The organism is Cobetia crustatorum (assembly GCF_000591415.1).
Classification (GTDB): Bacteria; Pseudomonadota; Gammaproteobacteria; order Pseudomonadales; family Halomonadaceae; genus Cobetia; species Cobetia crustatorum.
The window spans coordinates 25,076-43,264 of record NZ_JEMF01000023.1; the positions used below are offsets into that span (position 1 = coordinate 25,076).

Here is an 18,189-nt window from a genome sequence, read left to right on the forward strand (position 1 = left end):
TGCGCATCACCGCAACCGTGCGGTATCAAAAAGCGATATACCTCGGAAGTCGGCTTGTGACCTGTTACGCGTTACGGCAGCCTGAAAGGCATATTAAGGGGTGCTCATATCTAAAAGCTTTAGGGCTTTCGGACCTGATCTGCCGTTATGGTGTCTTTGAGACCTGATTGATGTCCGGTCAAAGCTGGGCTGATAGCGGGCCGAGCTTTCGCTGCGCTGCACAGGAGATAGATAATGGCGGGCCGTTTTGGATTCGATCTGCGCAGCATGGAAATCTTTGTCGAGACGCTCGAGCGCGGCAGTCAAACGGCAGCAGCGGAGTACCTTGGTATCAAGCAGTCCTCCGTCAGTCAGGCGCTGGCGACGCTGGAAGAAGGCGTCGGTGCCTTGCTATTCGTGCGTAATCGGCGTCCGTTGGAGCCTACCGCTGCAGGGCGCTTCTTTCTCGATCGAGCGCACACCTTGCTAGAGGAGGCGCGCCGTACTCACAGTGAGTTGGCCAGTGGCAGCTTCAATCGCCTGCATCAGGTACGCCTCGCACTGGTCGATTCGCTGGCAAGTGCCGTCGGCAAGCCGATGCTGCAAGCCATCCGTCGTCACACTGCTGACTACACCCTCACCACTGGCCTGTCTCACATGCATGGCCATTCGCTGCTGACACGTCACGTCGACATCATCATCTCTGATGACCGCCTTGAAGATTACGACAGCCTCGAACGCCACGACATTCTCTGTGAACCCTTCGTGCTGGTGTTACCTCCGCACTGGGATTCACACACGCAGATCGACAGTCTTGCCACGCTGGCCCGCCAGTTGGATTTCGTCCGCTATACCCCGCAGGCGCTGATCGGTCAGGCCATCGAGCGCTATCTACGGCTGGTGGGTTGCGAGCTCCCACAGCGACTCGCGCTGGATAACACCTTTGCGGTGCTGCGCATGGTCGCCGATGGTGCTGGCTGGACCATTACCACTCCCTTGTGTCTGCATCAGGCAGGCATCCGGCATCTTGGGCTCACGGTGCTGCCATTACCGACTGTCGCCACAGTGCCCGGCATCATGCAGCGCCATCTCAGTCTGGTGGCACGGCGAGACGAGCTGGGGGATCTGCCGCGGCAACTCGCTGAAGAAGCGCGTGAGGTGCTACGCCGTGACTACCTGGCGCTGATCGCGCGCGAGCTACCTTGGCTGATGGAACACATCGTCATTCGCTCGCCATCGCTTGCAGGTGCATCAACAGTGCCGATGGCTCATTGAGGGCAGATATTGCACCGACATGGCTCACTATCGGTTTTACCTATACTGATGGCTGCCGTATCCGTGATGCATGCTGGCGCCATCTGGATTCCCTGCGCATATTCGTAATGGCTGATCTCATCAGCCACGCGAGGCGACATGCAGACAATGATGCGCCGACAGGATGATCCAATAACAACAAGATGATCACCGGAGGCCAGCAATGGCGAGTGCCAAGACGGGGACTGCCGCTGTCGAGTACGACAGTGTCGGCAATGACTATCTCGAACGACGCAAGTTGAAGAAGGGCGTGGCTGGCTGGGTATTGTTGGCGAGCTTGGCGTGTCCTATGTGATTTCCGGCGACTATGCCGGATGGAATTTCGGACTGGCGGCTGGCGGGTTTGGCGGCATGTTGATCGCCACCTGCCTGATGGGCTTGATGTACACCTGCATGGTGCTGTCGCTGGCGGAAATGTCCTCCTCGATGCCCTCGGCAGGCGGGGGGTACAGCTTCGCGCGGCGCGCCATGGGTCCGTGGGGCGGTTATCTGACCGGCGCGGCCATCCTGTTGGAATATGCGATTGCGCCCGCTGCCATTGCCGTCTTCATCGGTGGTTATGTCAATGAACTGGTCGGGCTGGATGGGCCCTGGGTCTACGCCGCCTTCTACGCCATCTTCGTCGGTATCCATCTGTGGGGAGCCGGTGAGGCGCTCAAGATCATGATGTGCATCACGGCGCTGGCCGTGGTGGCGATCATCGTCTTCATCGTCGGCCTGATTCCACACTTCTCCGCGGATCGTCTATTCGATATTGCCGTCAGCAGCGATGCTGCGGGTGCCTCGACCTTCCTGCCGGAAGGCTACCTGGGGATCTGGAGCGCGCTGCCATTCGCCATGTGGCTGTTTCTGGCCGTGGAAGGCGTGCCGCTGGCCGCCGAAGAGGCAGATGACCCGGCGCGTGACATGCCGCGTGGCATCATCACCGCGATGGTCATCCTGCTTATCTTCGCCGCCTGTGTATTGCTGCTGGCCCCCGGTGCTGCCGGCGCCGAGGCCATGAAAGACCACGCGGCACCGTTGGTGGGCGCGCTGCAGGCCGTTTACGGTGAGTCTTCCTGGGCGGCTGGCTTCGTCAACCTGGTCGGTCTGGCTGGCCTCATCGCCTCATTCTTCTCGATCATCTACGGCTACTCACGGCAGGTCTTCGCGTTGTCACGCGCCGGCTATCTGCCGCGCAGTCTCTCGGTGACCAATTCGCGCAAGGTGCCGTTCATGGCACTCATCGTGCCCGGCATCATCGGCTTCTTGCTGTCGCTGACCGGCGAGGGTGACCTGATGATCACCATGGCGGTCTTCGGTGCCACGCTTTCCTACGCCTTGATGACGCTCTCCCACATTCTGCTGCGCCGCCGCGAGCCTGACCTCGAACGCCCTTATCGCACGCCGGGCGGTACGCTGACCTCCGGTATCGCCTTTGTACTCGCCATTGTCGCCTTCCTTTCGACCTTTGTGGTCAGCCTGGAAGCGGCACTGTGGTCTGGTGTGTTTTACCTCGCGATGATTGCCTGGTTCGGCCTTTACAGCCGTCATCATCTGGTCGCACAGGCACCCGAAGAAGAGTTTGAGGCCATTGCCCGCGCCGAGCGCGAGCTGGGCTGACGGTGAATCGTGCCGACGGACAGGCGCGATGACATATCAACAACAATATCAATACCTTCAGGAAGATGACTCATGAATGCGATGCAGCAGGCACCCGGTAAACACAAGACCAAAACCCTCAAGGCACGCGACGTAAAGAGCATCAAGGATGCACGGCGTATCGTCGAGCAACGTGGTCTGAGTCACGTCAAGGTCGGCATGTTCGACATCGACGGTGTAATGCTTGGCAAGTACATGCACAAGGACAAGTTCCTGTCCTCTCTCGAAGACGGCTTTGCCTTCTGCGATGTCGTGTTGGGCTGGGATAGCAAGGATGAGCTCTACGACAACACCAAGTTCACCGGTTGGCACACCGGCTATCCTGATGCACCGTTGCGCATTCTGCCGCATACCTGCCGTGATGTGCCGTGTGAAGGCGACATGCTGTTGTTTCTGTCGGAATTTGAGGGCAAGGCCGCCGAAATCTGTCCACGACGCCTGCTTGATCGCGTACTGACTGCTGGCGAGGAGATGGGCTACAAGGCCTTCGGGGCACTGGAATATGAGTTCTTCGTCTTCAAGGAAACGCCAGAATCCGTGCGCGAGAAGGGGTATCGCAATCTCAAGCCGCTGACACCCGACATGATGGGCTATTCGATGCTGCGCTCTAGCGTGCACAGCGAGCTGTATCACGAGCTGATGGAGCTGTCCGAGGCAATGGATTTCCCCATCGAAGGGCTGCATACCGAGACGGGGCCTGGTGTGCTGGAAGCTGCCATTGGCGTGGACGATGCGCGTAGTGCCGGCGACAAGGGCGCACTGTTCAAGACCTTCACCAAAGTCTGGGCGCAGCGACGCGGGCTGATGGCTACCTTCATGGCCAAGTGGTCGCCGGATTACCCGGGCCAGAGCGGCCATATTCATCTATCGCTGCGCAATCTGGATGACGATACCTCCGCCTTCTTCGAGGCCGATGCCCCGCATAGCATGAGCGCCGTTCAGCGTCACTTCGTGGCCGGTCAGCAGAAGCTGATGCCTGAGTTTCTGGCCATGTTTGCACCCACCATCAACAGCTATACCCGCTTGATTCCGGGCTTCTGGGCGCCGACTGAAGCTACCTGGGGTGTTGAGAACCGCACCTGTGCGCTGCGCGTGATTCCCGGCGGCGACAAGAGTCAGCGGGTCGAATATCGCCTTGGTAGTGCCGATGCCAACCCTTATCTGGCATTGGCCGCCGCCGTCGCGGCGGGTCTCTATGGCATCCGCTACAAGCTTGAGCTTGAGGGCGAAGTCACCGGCAACGCCTACGAGATAGATCATCCGGAAAGTGCTGCACTGCCGCGCACCCTGTGGGACGCCGCCCAGCGCTTCAAGGCCTCTGATGCGGCGCGTGAGATGTTCGGCGATGCGTTCGTTGAGCACTTCGCCGCCACCCGTGAATGGGAAGAGCGCGAGTTCCGCAAGCACATCACCGACTGGGAGATGGACCGGTACTTCGAGATCATCTAGCGGTCTGTCTCATTCAATAGTCATTTTCGGTAAGCAGTTCTGGTATGCGGTGTTTCCCCTTCAGTGATCAACAGAGAGAGTGGCCATGAGTCTTCAGCAGACCCTTTCGCCGGTAGACGGCAGTGTCTACGTCAGCCGTGAGTTGGCGAGTCCGGCCAGTATTGAGGAGGCCGTGATGCAGAGTCGTGAGGCGCAGGTGGCCTGGAAGGCCACGCCGTTGAATGAGCGTGCGGCGCTGTGCTTGAAGATGGTCGAGGCATTCGTGGCGCGTCGTGATGAGCTGGCCAGCGAGCTGACCTGGCAGATGGGCCGCCCGATCAGCCAGGCCGCTGGCGAGATTGGCGGCTTCGAGGAGCGTGCCCGCACCATGATCGCGTTGGCTGAGTCGGCGCTTGCGCCACTGACGCTTGCCGACAAGCCCGGCTTTACCCGCTATATCACGCGTGAACCGCTGGGTACCGCGTTGATCATCGCGCCGTGGAATTTCCCTTACATGACGGCAGTGAATGCCATCGTGCCTGCACTGATGGCCGGTAACTGCGTGCTGCTCAAGCACTCGGCTCAGACTCCGCTATGTGCCGAGCGCATTCAGCAAGCCTGCGATGCTGCCGGTCTGCCCGCTGGCGTCTTCCAGCATCTTCACCTGTCACATGCCGATACCGAGGCGCTGATCGCTGACAAGCGTATCGACTATGTGTCTTTTACCGGCTCGGTGGCGGGCGGGGCAATGGTGGAGCGCTCTGCGGCGGGTCGCTTCATCCCGACTGGACTGGAGCTGGGCGGCAAGGACCCCGCCTATATTCGCGCCGATGTGGATATCGACGCTGCCGTAGACGGCGTGATGGATGGCGCGATGTTCAACTCCGGCCAGAGCTGCTGTGGCATCGAGCGTATTTATGTCGCGCGCGACATCCACGCCGCCTTCGTCGAGCGAGCGGTGGCTTGGGTCCGTCAGCTGCGGCTGGGAGACCCCACCGATCCCGCCACCACGCTTGGGCCGCTGTCGCGTGCCAGCGGTGCAGATTTCGTGCGCGGGCAGATTGAAGACGCTGTCGCACAGGGCGCGCGTGCGCTGATAGACCCCGCCGACTATCCCCTGTCACGCCCCGGCAGTGCCTATCTGGCACCTCAGGTGCTGGTGGACGTCACTCACGACATGGCCGTGATGCGCGAGGAAAGCTTCGGGCCTGTGGTCGGCATCATGGCAGTGGACTCCGACGAGGAAGCCATACGCCTGATGAATGACAGTAACTTCGGGCTGACCGCTGCGGTCTTCACGCGCGATCTCGAGGCAGGGCAGCGTATCGCCGAGCAACTTGATGCCGGCACCGTGTTTACCAATCGCTGCGACTATCTGGATCCGGAGCTTGCCTGGACCGGCGTCAAGGATTCCGGGCGGGGATGCTCGCTGTCACGCCTGGGTTATGACGTCCTCACGCGCCCGAAATCCTTCCACCTGAAACACGCCTGATCCAGCACTCTGGACGCAGCATCTACAACAATACGAGAGCCTGAACATGGATCATTACACCACTCAATGGAATTATCCCGCGGCCATCCGTACCGGCGTCGGTCGTATCGATGAGCTGGCTGAGGCCTGTCAGTCATTGGGCATGAAGGCGCCGCTGTTGATCACTGATCCCGGGCTTGCCGCGTTACCGATGGTGGAGGCTGCACTGACGAGCTGTCGCGCCGCTGGACTGCGCGTGGCGTGCTTCTCTGGCATCAAGGCCAACCCGAACGGCGCCAACGTAAGCGACGGGTGTGATGCCTTTCGCGCCGGTGACCATGATGGTGTGATCGCCTTCGGGGGCGGCTCTGCGTTGGACGCCGCCAAGGCCGTCGCGCTGATGGCCAATCAGCGCAAGGACCTGTCGCTGTGGGCGCTGGAAGATGTCGGTGACAACTGGCGCAACGCAGACCCTGCCGGCATCGTGCCGGTGGTGGCGGTGCCCACGACGGCGGGCACGGGGTCTGAAGTTGGGCGCGCCTCCGTCATCACCGACAGCGAGGCCGAGGTCAAGCGCATCATCTTCCATCCCGGCATGGTGCCGCAGAGCGTGATTCTGGACCCGGCACTAACCGTGGGTTTGCCCGCGAGCGTGACGGCGGCCACTGGCATGGATGCGCTCTCGCACAACCTCGAAGCCTGGTGTTCTCCGCTCTATCATCCGATGGCTGAAGGCATTGCCGCGGAAGGCATTCGTCTGGTGCGTGACTTCCTGCCGCGCGCCGTCGCTGATGGTCAGGATCTTGAAGCACGCCAGCAGATGTTGACGGCCTCGATGATGGGCGCGACTGCCTTCCAGCGTGGGTTGGGCGGCATGCATGCGCTGGCCCATCCGCTGGGTGCGTTGTATGACGCGCATCACGGCATGCTCAATGCCATCCTGATGCCCTACGTCTTGCGCGCCAATGCCTCGGCGATCGGAGAGCAGTCGGTGCGTCTGACGCGTTATCTAGGCCTTGCTCAGCCGGGTACCTCGACGCTCATCGACTGGGTGCTGGACCTGCGTGAATCGCTGGGTATTCCGCATACCTTGAGTGCGCTGAACATCGATACCGCTCAGGCAGAACGCGTGGCGCGCATGGCCGCTGAAGACCCGTCCGGTGGCACCAATCCGATTCCTTATGGCGCAGCTGATTATCAGCGTATCTTCGTCGCCGCGGTGGAAGGGCGCTTGTAATGCGCGTTCCAGACCGTTGTCTGAATATCTGTCATGGAGGTGTCGATGCATATTGGCTTGTTGCAATGCGATGACGTGAACCCGGTATTGATCGAGCGTCACGGCAACTATCCAGCCATGTTCGAGACGCTGCTCAAGCGAGTGGATCCGTCGATTCGCCTCAGTGTGTGGCGTTGTCTGGAGGGTGAGTTGCCGGATGATGTTGCCGCCTGTGATGGCTGGCTGACCACCGGGTCGCAGTTCGGGGTCAATGATGGCCTCGACTGGGTTGAGGGATTATGTGGATTCGTACGGCAGGTGCATGCGGCGCAGAGACCACTGGTGGGGATCTGCTTTGGACACCAGCTGATTGCCAAGGCGCTGGGCGGCCGCGTGGAGCAGCATGCGCGTGGCTGGGGGGTTGGCTTGTCGTTCAATCGCGTACGTGAGCAGCGCCCGTGGATGCAGCCGCCGCAGCCGGGTCTGGATCTGGTCGTCAGCCATCAGGATCAGGTGGCAGAGCTGCCCGAGGCGCCCAGGTACTCGCCGACAGCAGCTTCTGTGCCTATTACCTGCTGGAAGTCGGCAGTTGTCTGGGCGTGCAGGGGCATCCTGAATTCAGTCCCGGCTACTCACGTGATCTGATGCAGCTGCGCCGTGAGCGTATCGGTGAACACCGCGTACGCGAGGGAGAAGCCTCGTTGAGTGTCGAGCCAGACAGCGTGGTGATGACGCATTGGCTGCTGGCTTTCATGCACTATTGGCTGGACAGAACTTCTAGCGCTTGATTCTGGGGCCAGAAACGGCTGGACGAGGTGTCTGACCTACTGACAGTCTCGACGGTAAGCGGGATATTGCCTCGATTTACCGTGTTTTTTTACGCAGTTTCTTGTACGACTTCTACATGTTCGTTCGCCTCAGCCGCTATACTGTGAGGCCTGAGACGCAAGACGCCATCTCGCGGAACAGCGAGGTGGCGTCTTGCGTTGAGTATTCTGCTCGGCAGGCACCACACTGTTGCCTGTCACGCATCCCTACCGGCAGTCGAGGGTCTGTAGAATCCTGCTGCCGAAGGTGTTGCCTGAATGAATGGACATGCTGTGCGTTGTCGGTTTCCTGACACCGGATGCTCAGCAGCTCGATAGTCTCGATACGCGCTTTGATGCCTGCATGCTCGCTGATGCCATGATCGAGATATGACCGTTTTGCTTCCCATGTCTGCCCGGGTACATCTCTGACTGCGAAAAGTCGCGCGGACGATGTGGCTGCCTGATTTCACGTTTTTGTTTCATGCTCCTGAGGAGAAGCCCCTTGGCCAACTTCACTCTGAACGGCAAGTCCGTCAGTCTCGAGGTCGATCCGCAAACCCCTTTGCTGTGGGTGCTGCGCGAGCATCTCGGCCTGACCGGTACCAAGTTCGGTTGCGGCATCGCCCAGTGTGGCGCCTGTACCGTCCACCTGAACGGCACGGCAGCACGTACCTGTGTATTGCCAGTGCTGGCGGCCGAAGGCGGTGACATCGTCACCATCGAGGGGCTGGCCGAGAATGATGATCACCCGCTGCAACAGGCCTGGGTCGAAGAGCAGGTGCCGCAGTGCGGTTACTGCCAATCGGGCCAGATCATGCAGGCGGCCAATTTCCTCAAGCACACCCCGAACCCGACTGACGAGCAGATCACTGCCGCCATGGCCGGTAACCTCTGCCGCTGCATGGCTTACGTACGCATTCATCGTGCCGTGAAGCGTGCAGCTGACATGGTGGGCCAGCAGGCAGAGGCGACTGCTCAGATGAGTGGTCAGCAGACTGAAGCCAGCGCCGCGACTGCCGGTGTCGGCAGTTTTGATCCAGGTGCTGGTGTTTCTGTCGCTCGCACCGCCACCGAGGAGTCTTCTCATGGCAAGGTTTGAAGATCATCTGGCAGCCCAGCAGCGTGCCAACACTGACGAAAAGAGCGGCATTTCTCGCCGTGGTTTTCTGATCGGTAGCGTGGCGGGGTCTGCCATGCTTGCCTTTGGTGTGTCAGGCGCATCGTTGGCCGCCGCGACCAGCAACAAGGCGTCGGCAAGCGAGACGCTTTCCGACGGCGCCTTCGAGCCGACCATGTGGTATGCCATCGGCACTGACGGCACCATCACCATCCATATCACCAAGGCCGAGATGGGCCAGCACGTCGCCACCAGCCTGGCGCGTCTGGTGATCGAGGAACTCGAGGCCGATCTGGCCTCCGTCGAGATCGTCTACGTCGACAGCGATCCCAAGTGGGGCTACATGATCACCGGCGGCAGCTGGTCGGTGAATCACAGCTACCAGCCGCTGTCGCAGGCGGGGGCTGCCGGGCGTATCGCGTTGATCGAAGCGGGCGCCAGACAGATGGGCGTGTCCGTCGAGAGCTGCAAGGCGCGTCAGGGACGCGTCATCAGCGGTGAGCAGTCGCTGGGCTATGGCGAGATCGTCGCCGCGGGCCTTGAGCGCAGCTTCACGGAAGATGAGCTTGCGGCCATCGAGCTCAAGCCGGCCTCCGAGCGCCGCGTGCTCGGCACCAAGGGCAATGCGCTGGATGTGCCGCCCAAGACCAATGGTCAGGCGGTCTACGGCATCGATTACACCCTGCCTGCCGAGGTGGAAGCCCGTGTCGGCAAGACGCTGCATGCGCGCCCGGTGCTGCCGCCGAGTCGCTTCGGCTGCAAGGTCACGGCCGTGGATGACAGCGAGGCCAGCAAGGTCATCGGCTACCGCCAGACCATCGAGCTCAAGGATCCGTCCGGCATGTGTCAGGGGTGGTTGGCGGTCATCGCCGACAACTTCTCGGCGGCCATGCGTGCCACCGACCTGCTCAAGGTGGAATGGAGCAAGGGCGACAGCTATCACATCGATGAGGCAGCAATCCAGGCAGAAGGCCAGCGACTGGTCAGCACCCCGAGTCGTGACAATGGCTCGCTGATGGTGGATCAGGGTGACCCTTCCGCGCTGATCGAAGGTGCGGCGACCACGGTGGAGTCCACCTTCACCACCTCAAGCGTCCTGCACTTCACTCTGGAGCCGGCCAATGCACTGGCCTATGAGGAGGAGGGGCAGTGGCATGTCCACTGCGGCAACCAGCAGCAGTCATTGCTGATTCCCCTCGTCGCCAAGGCGCTGGAAGTCGAGGATGGCAAGATCACTCACCACCAGCTGTATCTGGGCGGTGGCTTCGGTCGTCGTCTCCACGGTGACTACGCCGTGCCGGCGGCACTGGCGGCCAAGGCGCTGGGGCGTCCGGTCAAGATGATCTTCACGCGCCCGGACGATAGCCGTTTCGATTGCGTGCGCTCGCCCTCAGTGCAGCGTGTGCGTTCCGGTCTGGATGCCGATGGCCGTGTCGTGGCCTCCGAGCACGCTGCTGCGGCAGGCTGGCCGACTGCCGCGTTGATGCCGAGCTTCCTCGCCGAAGCCGTGGAAGGCGGTGGCAAGCTGGATTCCTTCTCCATCAGTGGCGCGGATCACTGGTACAACGTGGGCACCCAGCGTGTCTGGGCGCAGCAGAACAAGACCGCTCATGAGGCCTTCGTGCCGGGGTATCTGCGCTCCGTCGCACCAGGCTGGACGCTATGGGCGGTCGAGCAGCACATCGATGAGCTGGCACTGGCGGCCAAGCAGGATCCCGCTGAATTCCGCCTCTCGCTGCTGGACGCCGAAGGCCGCAACGCAGGCAAGTCGCCGGTCAGCACGGGCGGTGCCGAGCGTCTGCGCACTGTTCTCAAGCGCGTGATGGAAAAATCAGGCTGGAGCGAGCGTGACAGCCTACCGGAAGATACCGGCATGGGCGTGGCGCTGAGCTTCGGTCAGGAACGCAGCATGCCGACCTGGGTCGCTTGCGTGGCACGGGTCAAGGTCGATCGCGCCACTGGCGAGGTCAAGATCGAGAAGCTGACCAGTGTCGTCGATGCCGGTACGCTGGCGCATCCTGATGGCGCCATGGCACAGCTGGAAGGCTCGCTGTTGTGGGGCGTTTCGATGGCGTTGCATGAAGGCACCGAATATCGTGATGGCGGCCCCGTGGCCCAGAATCTGGGTGCCTACCAGCCGTTGCGCATGCACCAGGTGCCGAAGATGGATCTTGAATTCATCGACAGCACCGAGATGCCGGTCGGTCTCGGTGAGCCGGGCACCACCGTGGTGGCACCGGCACTCGCCAATGCCATCCAGCATGCGGTTGGCGTACGTCTGCGTGATCTTCCGATGCGGCCTGCCAAGTTGAAGGCGGCGCTTACTGAGATCTAATCGCGTCTGATGCCCACAATGGCATAGCCCGCCACTCCGAGACACTTGGGCTGGCGGGTTTTCTGTCTTTTGAGACGGGGTATTCTTCTGATATGAGAGATTCCCGATGCAACATCTTGATCTTGAAGTGATCTGTCAGGCGATTGACTGGTTGGAAAAGCCTGTTTCAGGCGCTTTCGATGAGCCAGTCTGGTTGTGCACGGTACTCTCGACGTTTGGTTCTTCGCCACGTGAGCCGGGGGCTTGGCTCGTGGCGCGAAGTGACGGTCTACACCGTGGTTCGTTGTCCGGTGGCTGTGTCGAGGACGACTTTCTGGTGCGTCTCATGGCCGGTGAATTCACCACGGCAGCGCAAGTCATCCGCTATGGCGAGGGTGGTCATCAGGGGGCGGGTATCGAGCTGCCGTGTGGTGGGCTACTGGAGGTGCTGATCGAGCGCTTCACGTCATGTGACGAAGACATCATGCATCTCAAAGCGCTGCGTGCAGCACTTGAAGGTCGCTCGCCGCGCCTGCGCCATATCACGCTGGGTGAAGCGTCGCGACGCGTGCTGGAAGAGGATAGCGGGCTGGGTGAGCGGGTAGAGCGTCAGACCGACAGTGATGGCAAGACGACGGGCTATCAGCTACGCGTCGGGCCGGTGGCGCGTCTCTTGCTGGCGGGTCTGTCGCCAGTGGCGGAAGCCTGTGCCGCCTTTGCCGTCAGCCTCGGTTTCGAGGTCATCATCTGCGAGCCGCGTGAGGAAATGCTGGCGAGCTGGGATGCACGCAACACGCCGATTGCCGGTGTCACTCTGCGCCGCGAGCTACCCTCGCGCTTCATTGCGGCGGGGGGCTGCCATGCCGCGACAGCAGTGGTGGCATTGACGCATGATCCGCGTATCGATGATCTGGCGATGATCGAGGCGGTACGCCAGCCAGCCTTCTACATTGGCGTGATGGGCTCGCAGCGTACCTCGCAGGCACGTGCGGGACGCCTGTCGCGCAGTGGCGGACTCAGCGATGAAGAGATCGGTCGTATCGTGATGCCAATCGGACTTAACCTGGGGAGCAAGACACCGGCCGAGATCGCGCTGGCGGTGATGGCCGATATCGTGCGCATACGCCGTGGCCGTGAGCGTCACGCGCTGTGAGTGATGCACGAGAGACTCAGGCGACAGCGCTGATTCTAGTGATGGCGGCCGGTCAGAGCCGGCGTTTCGGCAGTGACAAGCGCCTCGCGCGCTTGCCGCGTGGCTCGGACTCAAGCGATACGAGCCTGCTCGCGGCGACGCTGGCGCGCGTCATGTCTCTCGAGATGCCGTGGCGATTGGTACTGCGCGAAGACGATGATGTGAAGGCATTGTTGGGAGAGCGCTTTGCCCGTACTCATGGGTCGAGCATCTGGCGTGCGCCACATGCTGCACTGGGATTGGGCGCAAGTTTGGGAGATGCCTTTCGGCAGTTGGCAGAAAATGACTCACTGGAGCATATACAATCGGCAACGGTATGGCTGGCGGATATGCCGGCGGTGGCGGTAACGACGGTACAGACATTGCGGGCTCACGCGAGTGAAGAGTGCATCGTGCGACCGGTATTTGAGGGTGCTCCTGGCCATCCGGTAGTGTTCGGGCGGCGCTTCTGGCCTGAACTGGCCATGCTTGAATGTGGAGATGGGGCGCGAGAGGTGATTGCCTGTCACCGTGACTGCCTGCATGAGGTGGCTGTCTGTGATGCCGGCATTCATCGTGACGTCGATACGCCCGCAATGCTGGCGGGGCTTTACGAATAGCGACCGCACGCATGTCTTCAATGTGAGTGCCTTGATGCGAGCACTCTCAACAAAAAATGCCCTGTCACTTCATCGTGACAGGGCATTTTTCGTCTAGCGTCGAACATGGCGAGTCATCAGCGACAGATGACCTATATCGTGCGCACATCCAGCAACTGGATACGTTGAATGCGTGGTTCGCCCCAGCTCAGGTCGAGCACCCATTCGGCATCGAAGTGCGTGTGCAACAGGCTGCCATCACGCAGTACGGCACGATGCTCACCGCCCATGCGTAGCGTCGCGCAGTTCAGACTATCGCGCTGCGCTCGCACCCATCCCAGGCCGTGACTGTTGACCAGCAGGTCGCCACGACGCTGTTCCCAGTTGGCCAGGAAGTCGCTGCTGGACAGTGATTCGTCCAGCAGCTGAATGCAGGCGTCATCACTGAGTAGTTCAGCCAGTTCCACGGAGGGCGCCAGGCGATTGAGCAGGGAGAACCAGCGATGAGCGAAGTTCTCAAGTTCAGCCTCAAGGGCCAGATCGTTGAAGGCATCGGCGTACATGGCACCTGCTCCCGAGTGTTGGGGAAAGAATGATTGGCATTATGCCGAGTGCCAGTCACGAGAAATATCCCGTGACTGGCATGGCAGTGTTGCCAGTGGGGAGTCAATGTCAGAGCACCTGTTGCTCCGATGACGCCCGCGTCTGAAGGCAATGATCTGCTACTTAGTCATCACCTTGGTGTCGGTCGTGACTTCATCGTCAATATTGCCCTGACTCTCTGTACGCTTCTCGACCATCTTTCGGATGCCGACATAGAACAGTGGCGTCAACAACAGTCCGAAGAAAGTGACGCCGATCATGCCGGAGAATACCGCCACACCCATTGCTTGACGCATTTCACTGCCTGCGCCAGAGGCGAGTACCAGCGGAATCACACCGGCGGTAAAGGCGACCGAGGTCATCAGGATGGGGCGTAGGCGCAGACGACATGCTGTCAGTACGGCATCCAGGCGACTCTGACCTTCATGCTGCTGCTCACGGGCGAACTCGACCAGCAGGATGGCGTTCTTGCAGGCCAATGCTACCAGCACAATCAATCCGATCCGCGTGAAGATATTGTTGTCGCCCCCCGTCAGCCAGACGCCTGCGAGTGCTGATAGCAACGTCATCGGCACGATCAGGATGATTGCCAGCGGCAAAGACCAGCTTTCGTACTGCGCCGCCAGTACCAGGAATACCAGTAGCACCACCAGCGGGAAGATATAGATCATGGTATTGCCGGCCAACACCTGCTGGTAGGTCACTTCTGTCCATTCGTAGCCGATGCCCTGTGGCAGGTTACTGGCCAGCACCTTCTCCATCGCGGTCTTGGCCTGATCGGTCGAGATGCCCGGTGCCGGTGAGCCATTGATGTCCGCACTGATATAGGTGTTGTAGTGCATCACGCGGTCCGGCCCGGTGGTCGGCGTCACCTTGACGAAACTACCCAACGGGATCATGCGACCGTTTTCACTACGTACCTTGAGATTGCGGATATCGTCCGGGTCGAGGCGAGCGGTCGGCTCGGCCTGAGCACGCACCTGATAGGTTCGCCCGAAGCGGTTGAAATCATTCACGTACAGCGAACCCATGTAGACCTGCAGCGTCTCGAAGGCGCGTTCCAATGGGATGCCCATGATCATCGCCTGCTCGCGGTCGATATCAATGTCGAACTGCGGCACCTGGATACGGAAGCTGGAGTAGACGCTACTCAGGCTCGGGTCGGCGTTGCCTTTGGCAGTAATGGTCTGCACGGCACCAAACAGCGCTTCGAAGCCCTTGTTGCCACGGTCTTCCAGCTGCAGCTTGAAGCCACCGGTGGTACCTAGCCCCAGAATCGGCGGCGGTGGGAACACGGCCACGAAAGCTTCATCGATGCCCGAGAACTTGCGGTTCAGCTCGGCGGCGATGGCCTGTGCTGAAAGCTCCGGTGATTGGCGGTCTTCGAAGCTGTCCAGTGGCGTGAAGACAATGCCCGAGTTGGACGTGTTGACGAAGCCGTTCACCGATAGGCCCGGGAAGGCGACAGTGTGTGCGACGCCTGGTGTTTCCAGTGCCAGTTTCTGCATCTCGTCGACGACTTCACTGGTGCGGTCGAGGCTGGCGGCGTCCGGTAATTGGGCCATGGCAACCAGATATTGCTTGTCTTGCCCCGGAATGAAGCCGCCAGGCACGCTATCGAACAGCTTGCCGGTCGCGCCGAGCAGCACGACGTAGAGCAGGCCAACCACGAGGCCGAAGCGCAGCAGTTTCTTGATCAGACCAGTGTAGCCGTTGGACATGGCATTGAAGGCACGGTTGAACGGAGCAAACAGCCAGCGCCCGAACAGGCCATCGATGGCGCGCGTCAACCAGTCAGGTTTGCTGCCGTGCGGCTTGAGCAACAGGGCGGCCAGTGCCGGTGACAGCGTCAGTGAGTTGAAGGCCGAGATGATCGTCGAGATGGTGATGGTCAGTGCGAACTGCTTGTAGAACTGGCCGCTAAGGCCGCTGATGAAGGCGGTCGGCACGAACACCGCCGTCAACACCAGGGCGATGGCGATGATCGGGCCGGTCACCTCGCGCATGGCGATCTGGGTCGCCTCGATGGGGGCATGGCCCAACTCGATGTTTCGCTCGACGTTCTCGACCACCACGATGGCATCATCGACCACGATGCCGATGGCCAATACCAACCCGAACAGTGACAGGGTGTTGATGGACACGCCCATCAGCTGCATGACTGCAAAGGTCCCGATCAGCGAGACCGGTACGGCGATCAGCGGGATGATCGAGGCACGCCAGGTCTGCAGGAACAGAATCACCACGATCACGACCAGCAGAATGGCCTCAAACAGCGTATCGATGACCGCCTCGATGGAGCCACGCACGAACACGGTCGGATCATAGACGATGTCGTAGCTGACGCCTTCGGGGAAGTTCTCGGACAGCTCACTCATGCGGGCGCGTACGGAATCGGATAACGCGATGGCGTTGGAGCCGGGGCGCTGGAATATCGGCAAGGCGACAGCATCCTTGCCATCGAGCTGAGCACGCAGCGAGTAGCTATCAGCCCCGAGTTCGACACGTGCCACGTCGCCGAGGCGGGTGATGCGGCCATTATCATCGACGCGGATGACGATATCCTGGAACTCATCGACGCTTTCCAGACGACCACGCACATTGAGCAGACGCTGGAACTGGTTGGCATTCGGAGAAGGCTGCGCACCGAGTGAACCGGCGGCGACCTGCTGGTTCTGGGCGCGTAGCGAGCTGATTACGTCACCGGCAGACAGGCCGCGAGCGGCGACGGCGTCAGGGTCCAGCCACACGCGCATGGCGTATTCGCCAGCACCGAACAGGCGGGCATCGCCGACACCATCGAGACGGGCGAGATTGTCCTTGATGTTGAGACGCGCGTAGTTGGAGAGCCACAGCTGGTCATAGCGACCATCCGGCGATGTCAGGTGAACCACCATCGTCAGATTGGGTGAGGCCTTCTCGGTGGTGATGCCGAGCTGCTGAACTTCCTGAGGCAGGCGAGGCGTGGCACGTGCCACACGGTTTTGCACCTGTACCTGTGCCTTATCGAGATCGGTGCCCAGCGCGAAGGTCACGGTCAACGTCAGATTGCCGTCGGCGGTCGCCTGGGAGTCCATGTACAGCATGCTCTCGACGCCGGTAATTTCCTGCTCCAATGGCGTAGCCACGGTGCTACCGATGACTTCCGGGTTGGCACCCGGATAGTTGGCGCGCACCACTACGGTCGGTGGTACGACTTCGGGATACTCGGAGATCGGCAGCTGAAACAGCGACAGCATTCCCGAGATCACGATCAGAATTGACAGTACCGCGGCAAAGACCGGCCGCTTGATGAAAAAGCTGGAGATGTTCACGTACGGCCTCCAGCAGCTTGGCGGTCAGCCTCGGCCAGTGGAGCAGCGTCCTGATCGTTGCTCTGGCTGATTTTATTTGTTTCGCTCATCTTGAGGCGTGAAATACGCTCAGCGAGTGCCTTGAGCTCACCGTCATCTTGCATCTCGACGAGCTTGGGTGTGATCGGCATGCCCGGGCCTGCCTTGGCAGGGCCGCTCGCCAATACACGATCGCCCGCCGCTAGTCCCCCAATGACCGCACGCAGTGGGCCAAAGCGTGGGCCAGTGGTGATGCCACGGTAGGTCAAGGTGTTGTCCTCGCCCACCACCAGCACGAATTCGCGATCCAGGTCAGTCCCGATGGCACGTTCTGGAATCAGCACCGCCTCATGAATTTCAGGTGAGGCGATGCGCAGACGGGCAAAGGCCCCCGGTCGTAGCGCAGGGCTATCGGCATTGAAGGTTGCCCCGACACGCAGGGTGCCGGTGTCGATATCCACGCTGTTGTCGATGAAGTCGAGCTCACCGCGAAAGGGGAAGTCATCCTGACCGGCCAGCTGCAGTTCTACCGGCAGATGATCACCGGCAGCAACGTCGGCGAAGTCACGATTCCAGGTCAGCTCGCTGATGTCGACATAGGCATCCAGCTGGCGAGTTTCTACCAGCGTGGTCAATATGCTCTGCCCAGCTTCGACGATATTGCCGCGCGTGATGCGCGCATCTGACAGGCGGCCGTCGATGGGAGCACGAATCAGCGCGTAATCAAGATCCAGGCGTGCGCGGGCCAGTTGAGCCTGAGCTGCCTTGAGTTGGGCGCTGAGGCCAGCGGCATTGGAGCTGCGGGAGTCGGCTTCTTCGCGAGAGATCAGGTTGCGCTTGACCAGGCTGGCGGCGCGACCGGATTCACTGCGCGCGTTGGTCAGCAGCGCCTGGCCACGTGCGACCTCGGCTTCAAGACGCTTGACCTCGGCCTCGAAAGGACGTTTGTCGAGACGTACCAAGGGTGTGCCAGCAGTGACCTGACTGCCTTCAGTGAACAGCACTTCTTCCACTTCACCGCTGACACGCGGGCGCAGCTGAACACGCTGGGGTGATTCCAGGCGCGTGGTGTAGGTGTGCCAGGCCGCGACGGACTGTGCCTTGGCAGCGACCACTTCCATGGGCGGCGGAGTTTGTTGAGCGCTAGCCGCTTCTTCATTATCGCCGTCACTGCAGGCGCTGAGCGCCAGTAGGC

General features: G+C 60.8%; 13 protein-coding genes and 1 pseudogene. 11 read left to right on the top strand and 3 right to left on the bottom strand.

What is annotated here, in order from left to right; translation table 11 throughout:
- Nucleotides 1-234: 234 nt before the first annotated feature.
- The 11 genes and pseudogenes from BF12_RS0106735 to BF12_RS0106785 all read left to right on the top strand — a co-directional run bounded on the left by BF12_RS0106735 (nt 235) and on the right by BF12_RS0106785 (nt 13,080).
- Nucleotides 235-1,254 (top strand): LysR family transcriptional regulator, encoded by a 1,020-nt coding sequence (locus tag BF12_RS0106735; protein ID WP_024951616.1) that lies wholly within the window; start codon nt 235-237, stop codon nt 1,252-1,254.
- Between the two features lie 202 nt (nt 1,255-1,456).
- Nucleotides 1,457-2,895, top strand: a pseudogene (eat, locus tag BF12_RS19040) (ethanolamine permease).
- Between the two features lie 72 nt (nt 2,896-2,967).
- Complete coding sequence (locus tag BF12_RS0106745; protein ID WP_024951617.1) at nt 2,968-4,383, top strand: glutamine synthetase family protein; 1,416 nt, start codon at nt 2,968-2,970, stop codon at nt 4,381-4,383.
- Between the two features lie 85 nt (nt 4,384-4,468).
- A complete protein-coding gene (locus BF12_RS0106750) occupies nt 4,469-5,854 on the top strand; it encodes an aldehyde dehydrogenase family protein (protein WP_024951618.1) in 1,386 nt (461 codons plus the stop codon).
- A 46-nt stretch (nt 5,855-5,900) separates the two neighbouring features.
- Nucleotides 5,901-7,070 carry an iron-containing alcohol dehydrogenase gene (locus BF12_RS0106755; protein ID WP_024951619.1) on the top strand — a complete coding sequence of 390 codons (1,170 nt, stop codon included), beginning with the start codon at nt 5,901-5,903 and terminating at the stop codon, nt 7,068-7,070.
- A gap of 45 nt (nt 7,071-7,115) precedes the next feature.
- Complete coding sequence (locus BF12_RS19045) at nt 7,116-7,694, top strand: glutamine amidotransferase-related protein (protein ID WP_248623632.1); 579 nt, start codon at nt 7,116-7,118, stop codon at nt 7,692-7,694.
- Entirely contained in the window at nt 7,694-7,837 is a 144-nt protein-coding gene (locus BF12_RS22725; protein WP_248623633.1) for a hypothetical protein, read from the top strand. Before BF12_RS19045 ends, BF12_RS22725 begins: the two co-directional genes overlap by 1 nt.
- A 523-nt stretch (nt 7,838-8,360) precedes the next feature.
- Entirely contained in the window at nt 8,361-8,957 is a 597-nt protein-coding gene (locus BF12_RS19050) for a (2Fe-2S)-binding protein (RefSeq protein WP_024951620.1), read from the top strand.
- Nucleotides 8,944-11,310, top strand: coding sequence for a xanthine dehydrogenase family protein molybdopterin-binding subunit (locus BF12_RS0106775; protein WP_024951621.1), 2,367 nt, complete (start codon nt 8,944-8,946; stop codon nt 11,308-11,310). The genes BF12_RS19050 and BF12_RS0106775 overlap by 14 nt, the downstream gene beginning before the upstream one ends.
- 106 nt (nt 11,311-11,416) lie before the next feature.
- The gene (locus BF12_RS0106780) at nt 11,417-12,442 is read left to right on the top strand and encodes an XdhC family protein (RefSeq protein WP_024951622.1); all 1,026 of its coding nucleotides are present in this window, start codon (nt 11,417-11,419) and stop codon (nt 12,440-12,442) included.
- The gene (locus BF12_RS0106785) at nt 12,439-13,080 is read left to right on the top strand and encodes a nucleotidyltransferase family protein (RefSeq protein WP_024951623.1); all 642 of its coding nucleotides are present in this window, start codon (nt 12,439-12,441) and stop codon (nt 13,078-13,080) included. The genes BF12_RS0106780 and BF12_RS0106785 overlap by 4 nt, the downstream gene beginning before the upstream one ends.
- A gap of 131 nt (nt 13,081-13,211) precedes the next feature.
- Here the strand turns inward: BF12_RS0106785 and BF12_RS0106790 are convergent, their stop codons facing one another.
- The 3 genes from BF12_RS0106790 to BF12_RS0106800 all read right to left on the bottom strand — a co-directional run.
- Nucleotides 13,212-13,622, bottom strand: coding sequence for a hypothetical protein (locus BF12_RS0106790; protein WP_024951624.1), 411 nt, complete (start codon nt 13,620-13,622; stop codon nt 13,212-13,214).
- A gap of 159 nt (nt 13,623-13,781) precedes the next feature.
- Nucleotides 13,782-16,976, bottom strand: coding sequence for an efflux RND transporter permease subunit (locus tag BF12_RS0106795; RefSeq protein ID WP_024951625.1), 3,195 nt, complete (start codon nt 16,974-16,976; stop codon nt 13,782-13,784).
- Nucleotides 16,973-18,189, bottom strand: a 1,217-nt coding sequence (locus BF12_RS0106800; RefSeq protein WP_024951626.1) for an efflux RND transporter periplasmic adaptor subunit, incomplete at its 5' end; no start/stop codon positions are given. The genes BF12_RS0106795 and BF12_RS0106800, both read right to left, overlap by 4 nt.